12 protein-coding genes and 1 tRNA gene are annotated in these 14717 nt (G+C 54.7%); 1 reads left to right on the top strand and 12 read right to left on the bottom strand.

The features are described from left to right. Positions 1–282: 282 nt before the first annotated feature. The 11 genes from R3F64_RS18285 to R3F64_RS18235 form a co-directional block, all read right to left on the bottom strand. Positions 283–359: transfer RNA gene (locus tag R3F64_RS18285), tRNA-Arg, on the bottom strand. A gap of 51 nt (positions 360–410) precedes the next feature. Next, on the bottom strand, positions 411–1358 hold the full coding sequence (locus R3F64_RS18280) for an AEC family transporter (RefSeq protein ID WP_199283544.1): 948 nt from the start codon (positions 1356–1358) through the stop codon (positions 411–413). 113 nt (positions 1359–1471) lie between these two features. Beyond that, positions 1472–3430: a sensor domain-containing diguanylate cyclase gene (locus R3F64_RS18275; protein WP_332612978.1), complete on the bottom strand. Its 1959-nt coding sequence runs from the start codon at positions 3428–3430 to the stop codon at positions 1472–1474. A gap of 361 nt (positions 3431–3791) precedes the next feature. After that, entirely contained in the window at positions 3792–4775 is a 984-nt protein-coding gene (locus R3F64_RS18270; RefSeq protein WP_332612976.1) for a hypothetical protein, read from the bottom strand. A 109-nt stretch (positions 4776–4884) separates the two neighbouring features. Further along, positions 4885–6030 (bottom strand): porin, encoded by a 1146-nt coding sequence (locus R3F64_RS18265; RefSeq protein WP_332612973.1) that lies wholly within the window; start codon positions 6028–6030, stop codon positions 4885–4887. Positions 6031–6290: 260 nt separating this feature from the next. Beyond that, the gene (locus R3F64_RS18260) at positions 6291–7082 is read right to left on the bottom strand and encodes a ProQ/FINO family protein (RefSeq protein WP_332612972.1); all 792 of its coding nucleotides are present in this window, start codon (positions 7080–7082) and stop codon (positions 6291–6293) included. A 45-nt stretch (positions 7083–7127) separates the two neighbouring features. Further along, positions 7128–7661: a dihydrofolate reductase gene (locus R3F64_RS18255; protein WP_332612970.1), complete on the bottom strand. Its 534-nt coding sequence runs from the start codon at positions 7659–7661 to the stop codon at positions 7128–7130. Then, complete coding sequence (locus R3F64_RS18250; protein ID WP_332612968.1) at positions 7658–8485, bottom strand: thymidylate synthase; 828 nt, start codon at positions 8483–8485, stop codon at positions 7658–7660. The genes R3F64_RS18255 and R3F64_RS18250 overlap by 4 nt, the downstream gene beginning before the upstream one ends. A 92-nt stretch (positions 8486–8577) precedes the next feature. Then, positions 8578–9366, bottom strand: coding sequence for a prolipoprotein diacylglyceryl transferase (gene lgt / locus R3F64_RS18245; RefSeq protein WP_199283549.1), 789 nt, complete (start codon positions 9364–9366; stop codon positions 8578–8580). 86 nt (positions 9367–9452) lie between these two features. Next, positions 9453–10253, bottom strand: a complete 801-nt coding sequence (locus tag R3F64_RS18240) for a sulfite exporter TauE/SafE family protein (RefSeq protein ID WP_199283550.1) — start codon at positions 10251–10253, stop codon at positions 9453–9455. Next, positions 10250–11422, bottom strand: coding sequence for a response regulator (locus R3F64_RS18235; protein WP_332612964.1), 1173 nt, complete (start codon positions 11420–11422; stop codon positions 10250–10252). The genes R3F64_RS18240 and R3F64_RS18235 overlap by 4 nt, the downstream gene beginning before the upstream one ends. Positions 11423–11615: 193 nt before the next feature. Between R3F64_RS18235 and R3F64_RS18230 the strand changes: the two genes are divergently transcribed. Next, positions 11616–12386, top strand: coding sequence for an NRDE family protein (locus R3F64_RS18230; protein WP_085920237.1), 771 nt, complete (start codon positions 11616–11618; stop codon positions 12384–12386). Between the two features lie 9 nt (positions 12387–12395). On the opposite strand, the gene ptsP is transcribed toward R3F64_RS18230, so the two are convergent. Then, positions 12396–14657, bottom strand: a complete 2262-nt coding sequence (gene ptsP, locus R3F64_RS18225; RefSeq protein WP_085920236.1) for a phosphoenolpyruvate--protein phosphotransferase — start codon at positions 14655–14657, stop codon at positions 12396–12398. Positions 14658–14717 lie beyond the last annotated feature (60 nt).

Raw genomic sequence — 14717 nt, 5'->3', positions numbered from 1 at the left:
GCCATGATCTACCTGATTGGCAGCCCGGTGGGCCGCCTGTTCGATCAGGCCAAATCCACATGAAGTGACGAAGAACCAATAATTCTGGGGTTTACCTGTTAAACCAGTCCGGGCTAATAGGTTGATGAAATAACATTCGATTTCTGAAAAAGCTGCGGAAGCAAAGGCAAGGAAGGTTTTGAATAACTGACAGAAGCGAGAGTTTGAGGGGCACCTGCGAAGAGGAAATGAAAATGCAGCGGAAACACTAAGGGAAATGCACAACTCACCAACTGATTTAATTGGCGTCCCAGGCAGGATTCGAACCTGCGACCTGCCGCTTAGGAGGCGGCTGCTCTATCCTGCTGAGCTACAGGGACTTATAGGCAGGCGGATTATAACGTCTCGGCCAACCCAGGCCAAGGCATGGGCTATATCCAGCCGAGCAATCGCAACGCAAAAATCCCAACGGTTACCGTCACGCTGGCCATCAGTGTGGTGATGGCAATGATATTGGCTGCCAAGGCGACATTACCACCAATCGCTTTGACCATGACAAAGCTGGCTGCCGCAGTAGGACTGGCAAAGAAGAGAAAAAGCAGGCCCAGCGATTGCCCGGAAAACCCCATCAGCCAGGCAGCTCCGGTCGACAAGACGGGAAGAATGACCATTTTCATCACGCTGGCGCTTAGTGCAACCTCCTGATTATCTCTCAGACTGCTAACCGACAGAGTGGCCCCGATACAAATCAGTGCCAGCGGCAAGGTAAGAGAGGCAAAATAATCGCCCGATGTCATCAACCAACGGGGCAACTCAACTGACCAGGCAGTGAATGGCAGCGCGGCTATTACGGCGATAATCAGCGGGTTGGTAACGATCTTCCAGAGCAGACTTCGCCAGTCGGTGGCCTGGCCAGGCTGGTACATCGCCAGCATAACGACCGAAAGAACGTTATATGTAACGATGACAATACCCAGCAACAAACTACCTGCCGAAAGACCATAGTTGCCGTACATGCCCGCCGCCAGGGCCAGCCCCACCACGCCACAATTACCGCGAAATGCGCCTTGCACATAGACACCACGCTCCCGACGCGGGATCCGAAAGCGCGCCCACCCCCAACTGAGCGCGCATTGGCAAAGCGTCGCCAAGGCGAAAAACACCAACAGTGGTATATCCAGCGCCACGGCCAGATCAGCTTTAATCAAGCTCAGGAAAATCAGCGTCGGCAAGGTCGCCCTGAAGACCAGTGCAGAGGCGGTGGATACGAATGCCCGATCAATCCAGCCCAGTCGCTTTAAGCCCAAACCAATGAATACCATGGCAAAGACAGGCAACGTAACATCAAGGGTCCGGGCAAAAAGTTCAAATAGGCTCACAGGCGGCAATCTCTTTTCCTGAATATCAATATCAAGAACAGCACCTGCTTATATTCTACGGTTGGCGAGATTTTGTCGACCAAAGTGGAAGTAATGAAAGGCTGGGCTAGACACTACTCAAAAAGATTAACAATGTCAGCTTCTTTTTCGTCATGCAAATTGACTACCACCCCATTGCGGCCTTTGTCTTTCGCCGCGTAGCTTCCGGCGTCGGCACGAGCCACTGCGTCCTCAGTACTGCCATCATCCTCATGGAAGGTCGTGACCCCAATGCTTAGCGTTACGCTATATTCTTTGCCTTCATGAACAACCGAAATTTCCCCTACTGAATGACAAAGGGATTCAGCTATCTTTTGTGCCTGATTCAAGGTACAGCTGGGCAGAAGAACGCCGAACTCATCACCGCCCTGACGGGCAACATGATCGCTGCGACGCACCTCCCAGGCCACCACTTGGGCAATGCGCCTAAGCATTTCATCACCCAGCGCATGACCGCCTTCATCATTAATCGGCTTGAAATGGTCAAGGTCAAACAACAATAGCGCCGAAGGCGTGCTGGTCTTTTGAAACTCAGCAAAAGCATCATCAAGGCGCCGCTCGAAACCGCGCCGATTAAGCAAGCCGGTTAGCGGATCATGTTCGGCTTCCCAGCGCTGAATGGCCTCCTGCTCGCGACGCTCGGTAATATCCTTGACCACTCCCACCAACCCCAGCGAATGTCCGCCCTGGGAGAGCATGACCACTCGCGCATGAATATCCAGCCATAGCGTTTCTTTCTCATTGCGCATAAAGCGCAACTGTCGGACGAAATCGCTTCCGGACTTCAAGCTGTGTTGCCACATATCCTTGGCGCCCCCCCGATCATCCGAATGAATTTTATGTAGCCAGGTCTCCATCGGGGTATTCGGCTGGATATCGAGCATATCGAGCAATGCAGGGTTCATATAGGTAATGTCGCCATCAAAATTGGCGACGAACATGCCTTGGGGAGTGGCATTCAGCACAGAGTCAAGAAAGGCTTCACGCTCTTGAAGGTTGGCCATTAATACCTGGCGCTCGTCCTCAACGCGATTGAAGGTGCCCGCCACGTGCTGCAACTCTTGCATCCGGGTGCCAAGCTCCACTCGCGCGCGCTCACCACGCCCCACTTGCCCGATCTGTTTGGCCAAATGCTTTAATGGCGACAGCATACGGCGCAGGATCAACCAGAGTACCGGCAGCATCAGCAGTGTCAGCGCAACCCCGAGCCACCACAGTCGCTGCAGAAAATCATTCAGCGGCGCCTGGGCTTGATCACTGGGCAAGTACAGGCCGACGACCCAGTTTGCCGGCCAAACCTGACCGTAGGACTGAAAACCCTCCTGGCCGTTAAGCAGCGAGCCGATGGACTCACCTTCCCAGCCATCCAATGCCAGATTTAGCCAGGGATTGAAATCCCTATCCGGCACATCGGTCATGATCAGGTCTCGGTTAGGGTGATAAAGAATCTTCCCCGACGCCGTCGCCACACCGACGTAGCCTTCTCCGCCTAATCTTACACGCGATAGGCGATCAAACAGGCCACCGGAATCAAGACTGACAATCCCGCCTAAAAAGCCCTTAAACTCACCGCGTTCATCAATGCGCGGCACGCTGATCAGGACCATGGGCATACCGCTGGCACGGCCCACAAAGGGCTCACTCACATAAGGCCTTTGTGCGCCACGCAGCATTTTAAAGTATTCCAACTGAGAGGTGTCCAATCCTTCACGCCCGGCAACATTCGGCCAGTCGGCAATCACTTGCCCTTCTTTATTGGCGACGACGACACCTTCGAACCACGCCATCAGGGCTTCATTGCGTTTCAGGGTGGCGCGTATGGCGTCACGATTCTCATCGTCCTCGACCTGGCTGTCGAGACGACTTAGCGCATCAATTCGAGCTTCTATCTGCTCGGTAACCTCGTCAGCCACTAACGTTGATTCATAGCGCAAGTGCGCCATATTGGTGGCCTTTACCATGGAATTACCTAACTGCCAAGCCATTCCCAGTACCAGCATCACAACCAGTAGCCAGGTAATAGCCAGTCCCATCAGCATTCGGTTCTGAAGCGAGCTGATGCAAGTTTTGCGTGTTAACCAGCGAACCAAACCCTCGCACCTCGCTTACTTTGCCGAATATTCAACGTAGGAAATTAGTATCTTGATTGTTTATCGGCCTATAGTACCGCTACCTGAGCGTTTACGACAAAAGAATCAAGCGTGACTAATACCCTGATGACAATGCCATCTGGTAAACATCTGACACCACAGAGCTTTGTAACGACATCGCCATCGGTATAGCGGCTCGGTCAACATTGTGAAGTCGTCATAGGACAAGGGTAAAAAACCGGCAGGATTCGATCCTTAAGCCCCAACGCTGTTGGGGCTTATCATGATGCATATGAATGATGTGTTATGGATCCAGACGCTTAACTCTCAACTCGTAATTGTTAACACCTGAACGAGCACCACCGAATTTTTGCCCCTGAACATGGATGCTGTAACGGCCTTGTGGCAACTCAGTGCGTAAATCAATATCACCATCAAAACCTTCGCCACTATCACGGGCTACAACTTGGCCTTGGTCATTCAGGACTTCTGCCACGATACGGTACTCACTGCTGTTATTACCGAAGGTGGAAGTGGTAATGAGAATAGGCCCGGCCTCGAGCATTTCGAAGTTGAGCACCTCCCCTTTTGCACGAATTTTCACGTCGGTGACGATTTCCTGGAAGCCTTGACGGCTTTCAGAATTCGATGCTTGGCCGGCCGCGTTATTGGCTACTCGCTCATTGGTGTTAGACGATGAAGTTGGCTCTTCTTGAGAAACAGAATCATTACTGGCAGCAATGGCGACCACCGTGTCTGATCGGCGTACAAAGGCTGACTGGCCCCCTTCGCGACGATTCCCCGTAAAGGCAATGGCGTCACCGGTTGAAATGCCTTGGTCAACATTCTGCCCACCCACGGTGACATAAAAACTGTTGCCGCCGGTGCTCGTGCTGCCGTATTTATAGCCCTGTACCTGCAAAACGTAGTCGCCAGGCACAAGTGTCTGGCTCAACCGCTCATTACTGTTCAGTTCATCACGTGCGACTACATTGCCCGCATCATCCATCAAGACAACATCAACACGGTAGTCATCCGACTCTCCCGCCGGCACCTGGCTACTGAATATATAAGTGCCTTCCTCATCCACCGTGAAGTCATGCTCGTGAACGCTACCGTAAAAAAAGCTCCGACTGCGGGCATCGTTTTCGGAGCTAAGAAAACGCGTCAAATCCATTTGCTTGCCTTCTTCGCGAAAGCGCTCTTCGATGGTACTGGCGACGACGGGAGTGCTCGCAACACAGATTCCAAGAGCCAGCAGACTAGCCGTCAACGTTACTTTCTTCATATCACCACACTCCATTTGTACCCACAAATAAAAAAGCCGACCCCTAAGGGATCGGCTTTATATATCAAAACCCTAGGAGACTGGGAACCCCCATGTCTCGAAAGAGGGTTTAGAACAAGTAGACAGCACCAACCGCTACGCCGTCATCTTCGTCGTTTTCACGATCGTACATAGCGCCTTCGATGAAGGTGTACATTGCATCAGAAACGTTGTAAGTGACACCCAGAACGATTTCGTTGTAGCTTTCATCAGAAACTTCGTTCGGGAAGTCACCACTGGTGAAGGCTGCATCGGCAGTATCGGTGAAGTCGTCACCGCCAACATCAACATACTGGTAAGCGCCGTAGATGTCACCGTTGCCGTAGCCATAACGAGCACCAACGCCGTAGTAGTTGGTATCAGCCAGGAAGTCACTATCAGACTGGAAACGCTCCAGCTTGAGAGCAACACGCAGCGTGTCAACAGTGTACTGACCAGTAATACCGTACTGTTCGCCAGCGTCGTAGTCGCCGCTTACAGCGTTGCCGTCAGCATCCGTACCTGTGAAAGTACCATCGTTATTACCCAGATCGTCATAAACGGCAGCGATAGAGAAAGCGCCCGCTGAGTATTCAACACCAGCAAAAGCGGATGCGTTACTTCCAGTCTCGTCACTAACAGTAATGTTAGCACCGGTATCACCGCCAGTATTGACAGTACCACCGCCTTCAGCATCGCCTTCAGCATCGCCTTCGTACTGAGTACCAACCGCGAAAGTAAAGCCGTTGAAAGACGGAGAAGTATAAGTGAACTTATCACCTTCACGACTTTCGATACCTACAATGCGTCCATTGGAATCAGATACATCAAAGAATTCGTTGTTGGTGATCGGATCTTGAATCCAGTCGTCGATCAGCGGATCCCAAGAACCGACACGCAGATCACCAAAATTGCCTTTCAAACCCAGGTAGGCTTGGTCGCCAGTGTCGAGGCCACCAGCAGTTTTTGCTTCGTCGGCATCGTGCTCAACTTCAGCTTTGAAGTAACCAGTCAAGTCACGAGTGATAAGGTGCTCGCCAGCAAAACCGATGGTAGAGCCGTTATCAAAGATTTCGTCTTCGCTGCCATTAGCACCTTGATCAATGCTTTTGTAGGCAATTTGGATGTTGCCGTACAGGTCAAGCTTAGTGCCATCTTCGTTGTAGATGGTGGCTGCCTGGGCGCCAGAGGCGAAGGCAGCACCAGCGATAGCAGTCGCTAAAAGTGTCTTTTTCATGGTGTAGGTTCCTTAACAAGCTTACTGTTTTGATCGTTTCTGTCCGACCTAAGGTCGACAGCCGGGATGCTGGGTGTGCTCTTGTGTCACTGACGGGAGCATTCCCAATTCAATGCGGCACTTCCTCAACAACACCTTGTTATATTCCAATGCTCGCAGGGCAAACTCTATACCGGGATTCAGAGGAACGCAATAGAAAAAAACACTGTTTTTTTATTATTTGTGATTTTTTTTGGAACCAAGCCCACTTAAGCGGGGTCCTACCGCCCCTGAAATTTCTGCTGCAAGCCCAAGAGCTTATCTTCCAGGCTAAGTTGCTTTTGCGGTTTGTTAGCGTCCGTCGGTGTATTTTTTGCGCTGCCACCCGCTTTTTCAGATGTTTGTTTCTTGGGTTTCTTGGGCTTTGCCGTCTTGGCGCGAGAGGGGGCTTCCTGGGTCGCCTGGACAGGCTCACTTGGCGGAGAAGACACCTGCTGGGCACGCTTTTGGGCCGCATGGCGCGCGGCTTCCGCGTCTACCACTCCCGCTTCATTGCCTTCCAGATCAATCCGAGTGGCCCCCTCCCGCACCGATTTTATATAGCGCGGCAGATTGACGTAGTTTGCCAGCGCGCGGCGAATGAGCTTACCCGACCATGGCTCACGCTCTGCCAAATCGTGGTGTATACCCACCTTCAGCGGCTGGGTATGCCCCTTGAAAAACGCTTTAGGGTAGCGTTTGTACCATTGTGCCAGCAGTGCATGCGGCGATGGAGGCTCAGACCCGGGCGCCCCTTGCGCGGGAACATCAACCGCTGACGAGGCCGTCGCTTCGAGCTCAGACTCGTCTGTTTCATTTGAGCCTACGAACTCAAAAGCCGACTGTTGAGCATCAGATGCCTCTGCTTCCGATGGCGTCGACCCGGGGGCCTGAGCCAGTTGCTGCTTTAGCTTGGCGTTTTCCGCACGCAACTGGGCCAGCTCTGCCTGCGTGAGCATCAAGCGCCGTTCCAGATCGTCCAATAACGCCATAGGGCTTGATTCAGCGCTTACCGATTTAGTGCTAACCGACATTCTGGGCTCTCCTTCGCGGTGCTTTTAGACACAGCTTGAACACAGCTAGGCCTCTGCCACGATGCGCTCGTAAGTAACAAACGCATAATCAGGCTGCTTTTCGTTAGGCTGCCCGGCTACGCGTTGCGTTTCACGCCACTCGCTGGGGTCTAACAAGGGAAAGTACGCATCACCTTCCACTTCAATGTCAACTTCTGTGACATAGAGTCGGGTCGCATACGGCATGGCTTGACGATATATTTCTCCCCCGCCCATCACCATGATTTCTTCGGCCGCTTCAATGGTTGCCTGCTGATCCGCCAGCGCAAGTGCTGCCGACAGGTCGTGACAGACTCGAACACCGTCGTGAGCGAACGCTTCCTGACGGGTCACCACGATGTTTAACCGATTCGGCAACGGCTTGCCAATCGAGGCAAAGGTCTTACGCCCCATCACCAGCGGTTTGGCCTGGGTCATGCGCTTAAAGAATTTCAGATCTTCGGGTAAGTACCAGGGCAACTGCCCTTCCACCCCGATAACGCGATTTTTCGCCATGGCCACGATCATGGCCACCGGTACCAACGACTCGAACTCGCTCATACCGCCACCGCTGCTTTAATGTGGGGGTGTGGCTGATAGTCGACTATCTCGATATCGTCGAACTGGAAATCAAAGAGATCGTTGACCTCGGGGTTCAGGTTCAACTGCGGCGGTGCATTGGGCGTGCGCCCAAGCTGCTGCTCCGCCTGGGCCAAGTGATTACTGTAAAGGTGGGCATCGCCCAAGGTATGCACAAACTCACCAGGCTCTAACCCGGTCACCTGAGCCACCATGCTCAGCAGCAAGGCATAGCTTGCGATATTGAACGGCACGCCCAGAAAAATATCAGCACTGCGCTGATAAAGCTGACAGGAAAGTCGCCCGTTCGCCACGTAAAACTGGAACAGGCAGTGGCATGGCGGCAGTTGCATATCGTCCACCTGAGCCGGGTTCCAGGCTGACACTATCAGCCGACGAGACTGGGGCGACGTGCGAATCTGCTCCAGCACATTGGCAATTTGATCAACGCTGCCGCCTTTGGGGTCGGGCCAGCTACGCCATTGATAACCATAAACCGGCCCCAGGTCGCCGTTTTCATCCGCCCAGTCATCCCAGATACGCACGCCATGATCTTTCAGGTAGGCGATGTTGGTATCGCCTTTTAAAAACCACAGCAGCTCATGAATAATCGAGCGCAAATGCAGCTTCTTAGTGGTCAACAGCGGGAAACCACGCGACAAGTCGAAGCGCATTTGGTGGCCAAACACCGAGCGGGTGCCCACCCCGGTGCGGTCATGGCGATCGGTTCCCTGATTCAATACCAGTTGCATTAAATCCAAATAGGGCTGTTCGAGAGCCTCTTTCATCGGCGTCGTTGCAGTCACGGCAATCCCAGATCAAGTCATCAATTAACGTCTATTCTATACATGTGAGCCGCCTGCGAACAGTGAACCACTGACGACTCACTATCCAAAATTCAACGAACTGCATCCACCGGCTGTTGGCGCGACCAGGCAATCAACACGGTGCCCAGTGCGATCATGGGCAGCGTCAGCAACATGCCCATGGTCACCCAGCCAAAGGCAATAAAGCCGATATGGGCGTCGGGCATACGGAAAAACTCGACCAGGAAGCGGAATATGCCGTAACCAAGCAAGAACAGGCCTGAGATAAAGCCGCGCGCTTTCGGTTTGGCAGATGCCCACCATATGATACAGAACAGCACGAGGCCTTCTAACAACGCTTCGTAAAGGGCCGATGGATGACGCGGTTCCGGCCCCATACCGGGGAATGGCATCCCCCAGGGCAGCGAGGTGATACGTCCGGGCAGCTCATGGTTTATGAAATTACCGATGCGGCCAGCGCCTAGCCCAATGGGCACCAGGGGGGCAATAAAGTCGGTTAACGTCAATATGGCCAATTGCTTACGCCGCGCAAAGAGCCAGGCCGCCAGCAGCACCCCTATCAGGCCGCCATGGAAACTCATGCCGCCATCCCAGACCTTAAACACCCATAGCGGGTCGGCCGTCCACTGGCCCAGGCCATAGAACAGCGCGTAGCCTAAGCGCCCTCCGGCGACCACCCCGATGGCACAGTAAAACAGCAAGTCGCCGATATCGTCCCGGTTCAACCCAATTCGCGCCGCTCGCCGACAACCCAACCACCAGGCGGCCACAAACCCCACGACGTACATCAGCCCATACCAATGAACTTGCAGCGGCCCAATGGCGATGGCAACCGGGTCGATTGTTGGATAATTAATCATCTAGGCTCTCTACTTAGTGGGTCTATTAATATGTCTGAATAGGATTAACGCGATAAGCTCAACGACCATGTCTTGCTGAGCGATGTCTAGCTCAATAAAAACTTAAGCCCCACAACAGTGAGCAGGGCCGCAAATGCCCAGCGCAAGACATGGCTGGGCAGTCGGTGTGCCAATCGAACGCCCAGGCGGGCGAAGGGAATACTTGTCATGACAATGATGATAAAGGCTGGCCACATCACATAACCCGTGGCCCAGGGAGGCAACAGGGAATTGTTCCAGCCCATCCATACAAAAGTGGCGGTGCCGAATAACGCGATAGGCACACCACAAGCGGCTGATGTCGCCACCGCCTGGGTTACACTCGCCCCACAGCGTGACAGCCATGGAACCGCCAAGGTGCCACCGCCGATGCCAAACAACGCCGACACGCCCCCAATGACACTCCCTGCCAGAACCATCGCATAACGGGGTGTCTGGGCACCCCGGCGTGGCGAAGGCCTGAACCCCAGCGCCATTTTAACGGCCACCGACAGGACAAACAGACCAAACAACGTACCCAGCAGCGGCCCTTCCAACTGCCCGGCAACCAGCACCCCCAGAATGGCACCGGCCATCAACCCGGGTAGCAAGGCGAGAAACCAGGCAAGATGGATACTTCCCCGTCGCCAGTGGCCCAATGTGGATGACGTTCCCGTTACCACGATGGTAGCCAGCGAGGTACCGATGGCAAGGTGCATCACAACATCTGGCGATAGCCCTTGCAGGGTAAAGGCCGCGGCTAAAGCGGGCACAATAATCAACCCGCCCCCGACGCCAAAAAGACCCGCCATCGTGCCGGCGACAGCGCCAAGCAGCCAATAACCTAACGTTATCGTCAAGGTACTCATGCGCCAGACGGTGCTCGTTGATTATCGGGAAACCACTTGGCAATGATGCCCAGCAGGGTGTCCGGCTGATAGGGTTTGGTCAGCAGATCATCGAGCCCTGCAGACAAGCATTCGTCCTGCCCCATATTGTCAGCGTTCGCCGTAAGCGCAACGAGAACACTTTTGCGACTCCCCTGGGTTGCCTCAACCTCCCGCCAGCGACGGGTCGTTTCCAACCCGCTGAGCGTGGGCATGAAAATATCCATGAAAACAAGGTCAAAATCGCTTTGCTGTTGACGCTCCAGCGCCTGTTCTCCACTACTCACGCCCTCGACATACAGGCCGTGATTTTCGAGCATCTGACGCGCTAACATGAGATTAACAGGGCCGTCATCGACAACCAGCACGCGCAGCGACATTGCCACCGGTGCTGGATCGGAAGTCTCAGTCTGGACGTCACGGTCTTGCACCAGGTTCATTAGCAATGCCCGAATATCCGCGATTCGCTCGCGCACCTCGAGCATGTTGGCCCGACAATCTTCGCTGACTTCACTATTTAACTGCTCACTCAAACGTGCAAACAGCGCATCGGTCTCGCGCTGTAACAAGCCCAGGTACTCGGATTTGAGCCGCGACTCTTCTCGCGCTCGGTCGCGCCCGGCGAGCAAACGTTTTACCTGCTGCTGCTGGTCATGCAGGTCATCGAGTAGCACCTTGGCATCTTCGTCAGCGCTGGCCGGTTTCTCCGGTGTTGATGAAGAACCGTCAGCCATCGACGTCGACAGGCCTGCCAACACGCGATTAACGTTAGCAATGCGTGCGAAAGGCGGTGTTTTAGGGAGTTCGTCAAGCGTTGACGCTTGTTGAGAATACGCTGTCGACATTTGCTGGCTGATGGCTTGCGTATGCCTCTCGAGCTCAACCAACTGCTGCATCAGGCGCGCTTCTTTGTGCTTGGCACGTGATTTCACAAGCATCAAAAACGCCGCCACATTCAAACAACTGCCAACCAGTAGTGCTAGCATCAACCATAGCGAAATGCTCCATGAGGCGTAGCCAGGCGAAACCCAGCCAATCAGCCAAACCAACAGCACGCAAAGCACCACCAGCGTGGCCTGCAGGAGTAGTAATGGCCAAAGCACTGGCCATATCAACGTGTTCCAGAAATGTTCCCGCTGACTAGGTTGCATAAAAGAAGCGCCTTCCTCTCTGGCAAATTGACTCGAACGAATGCGTAAACCTGATAATCCACGAATTTTTGCGGTAATTTGCGTTAGTGTAGGAAATGACAGGCAGCAAGTGTACGTCGAGACGCGTGGAGTGTCATGTACGCACTGTCTGAAACACTCACCTGACAAACACTAACCTGACATTGAGCCCTCCATGTGTTTAATCGCTTTCCGCTGGCACCCCGAATCTGCAACCCCTTTGCAACTGATCGGCAACCGCGATGAGTTCCACGCGCGACCAACAGCCCCCCTCGCAACCTGGCAGGACGCTCCCTGCCTGGTAGGTGGACGCGATCTGGAGGCAGGAGGAAGCTGGCTTGCCGCCAGTCATCAGGGCAGGGTCGCGGCGATTACCAATGTTCGTGATCCTGCCCTGGCCTCAGCGCCTGGCGCGCCAAGCCGCGGGCATCTGGTGAAACAAGCATTGGAGTGCGACAACATCATGGTCTGGTTAGACAACCTCGCTGACGGCGGGGCAACTGAGTACGCGGGGTTCAACTTGCTGGTTGCCACCCCGACTCAGCTTTGGTGCTTGCATCGCGGCCGCGAGCAGGTGTCACTCCATGAAGTGTCGGCGGGCATTCACGGCCTGTCTAATGCGACACTCAACAGCCCATGGCCGAAACTGCTAACGGCCAGAGCTGCGCTTGAAGAGGTTGACCCCATGCACTTCCCGGGGAAGGCGCTGGACGCCTTCCAGAATTCTCGGCAAGCCCCCCTATCCGCACTACCGGATACCGGCGTGGGAACCGAACTTGAAAAACAGCTATCAGCAGCGTTTATCGTCGGCGAACGCTACGGTACACGTGCCACCAGTTGGTTAACGCTAGCTGACAATGGCGACATCTCTCTCACCGAGCAACGTTTTGGGCCGTGTGGGACATTTGAAGGAGAAACGACGCTCAGCGTCCCTTGCGAGCGCTGAGCAACGCATCTAGTCACGCGGGGGTAGCAAATGCGAGAGCTGCCAGTCATCCATCCGTTTATCCAGGTGCATATGCACCTGAGCAGGCGTATCCAGCAGCATGACTTCCGACAGCAACTGCTGGGCATCCCTGAAAGGAACACGGCGAATCGCCGCGCGCACTTTGGGCAGACTGGGGGCATTCATGGACAGGCTGGTGAAGCCCATCGCCATTAGCAGTAATGCCCCCGACGGGTCACCGGCCAGCTCACCGCACAACGAAATAGGCTTTTTGAGTCGTTGTGCATCCTGGGACAGCTCCTGCAGCGCACCAAGCAGCGCTGGGTGCAGTGCATCATAGAGGCTAGAAACGCGCGGGTTGTTACGGTCTACCGCAAGAAGGTACTGAGTCAGGTCGTTACTGCCCACCGAGAAGAAATCCACCCGCTTGGCCAAGGCATCCATTTGATAGATAGTGGCCGGCACCTCGATCATTACCCCCACCTTGGGACGCTCTACGTCGATACCCTCCTCGCCTAGCTCCAGGATCGCACGGTCCAGCAATCGCAGTGCTTCGTCCACTTCTTCGACGTTGGTAATCATCGGGAAAAGTACGTAGAGGTTATCGAGTTCCTTGGACGCTTTCAGCATCGCCCGCAGCTGAACCATCAAGACTTCAGGGTGGTCCAGGGTCACTCGCATGCCGCGCCAGCCCAGGAAGGGGTTGGCTTCTTCGATCGGGAAATACGGCAGGTCTTTGTCGCCGCCGATATCCAGCGTACGCATGACCACCGGTAGCGGCGAAAAGCTTTCCAACTGATCGCGGTAGAGTCGTGTCTGTTCTTTCTCGCCTGGGAAACGCTCAGTAATCATGAACGGCACTTCGGTACGATAAAGCCCCACGCCACTAATACGGCTTTTGAGCAAGGCAGCGGCATCGACAGCAAGCCCTGTATTCACCATCAGCGGCATATCATGACCATCCGGCGTCTCGCTGGGCAGATCCTGTTCGTGCGACAACAGTTCACTGAGGGCTTCTTCTTCGGCAATCAGGCTTTCATAGCGGGCTTTCAACTCAGGGGCAGGCCTGACGAATAACCGCCCCCGGTGGCCGTCGAGCACGACTGGCGCTCCCGACAGGCGCGGAAGCGGCAGATCCACCATGCCAAGCACCGTGGGTATGCCCATTGCGCGGGCAACAATCGCTACGTGAGACGTACTCGAACCGCGCACCGACACCAGCCCTTTCAACTTGTCGCGGGGCACCTCACCGAGCATCGCAACACTGATTTCATCGCCGACCAGTATGGCGTTATCGGGATAGGTCTCCGGCGTTGAGGGGGAATCCTCCTGCAAGTGGGCCAGCACGCGGCGCCCCAGGTCGCGAATATCCGCCGCCCGCTCGCGCAGATAATTATCATCCACGCGCTCAAGGTATTGCACATGACGTCGAACCACGTCGGCCAGGGCACCAGGTGCCCACTGCCCTTCACGAATACGTTTTTCAACTTCCTCTGAAAGCGCTGCTTCACCCAGCATTTGTTGATAAACGTCGAACAGCGCCAACTCCTGGGTCGAAATACGATTGACCAATCGTTCAGCCGCCGCACGGATTTCAGCGCGCGTTTTGCCAATGGCCTCCTTGAGCCGCGCGACTTCGAAGTCCTCATCACTGGGGACCAGATCAGGCACGCTGTTGAGATCCGATGGCGGAGTGATCACCACGGCCTCACCCATCGCCATACCCGGCGACGCAGCCACGCCCTTGAACATGGTCTGCCCACTGGGCAGCGCACGGCGGTTTAAATTGCCTGTCGCCAACGCGTGCGCCAACACACCCGCGAGCTGAGCCGCCATGGTCACCAGGAAGGCTTCGTCTTCGTCGTCGTACTGGCGCTGCTCGGCTTGCTGCACGACCAGCACACCCAGCATGAGACGTTGATGGATGATGGGAACACCCAGAAAGCTCGAATAACGCTCCTCGCCGGTCGCCTCAAAATAGCGAAAGTGGGGATGAGATTGAGCATCTTCGAGGTTAAGCGGCTCGCTGCGTTTGGCGACGAGCCCCACCAGCCCCTCGCCTAGTGGAAGCACCACCTGCCCGACGGCCTGAGTGCGCAGACCGATAGTTTCCATGAGCACAAGGGATTCAAGCTCTTTATCGTAAAGGTAAAAAGAGCACACATCGGTTTGCATCGCTTTGCGAATGCGCCGCACCATGGTGGCCAATGCAGCATCCAGGTTGCGCGCGCCATTCACTTCCTGAATAACGCGGCGCAGAACCTCAAGCATGGACGTTTTACTTTTCACTGTTATTTGCCTCGCTGAGGAATTTCTTGGCCGTCAACCTCC

The organism is Halomonas sp. 5021 (assembly GCF_036663435.1).
GTDB classification, from domain to species: Bacteria; Pseudomonadota; Gammaproteobacteria; order Pseudomonadales; family Halomonadaceae; genus Vreelandella; species Vreelandella janggokensis.
Note: the sequence above shows the minus strand (reverse complement) of the source record. Positions and strands in the feature narration are given on the sequence as shown.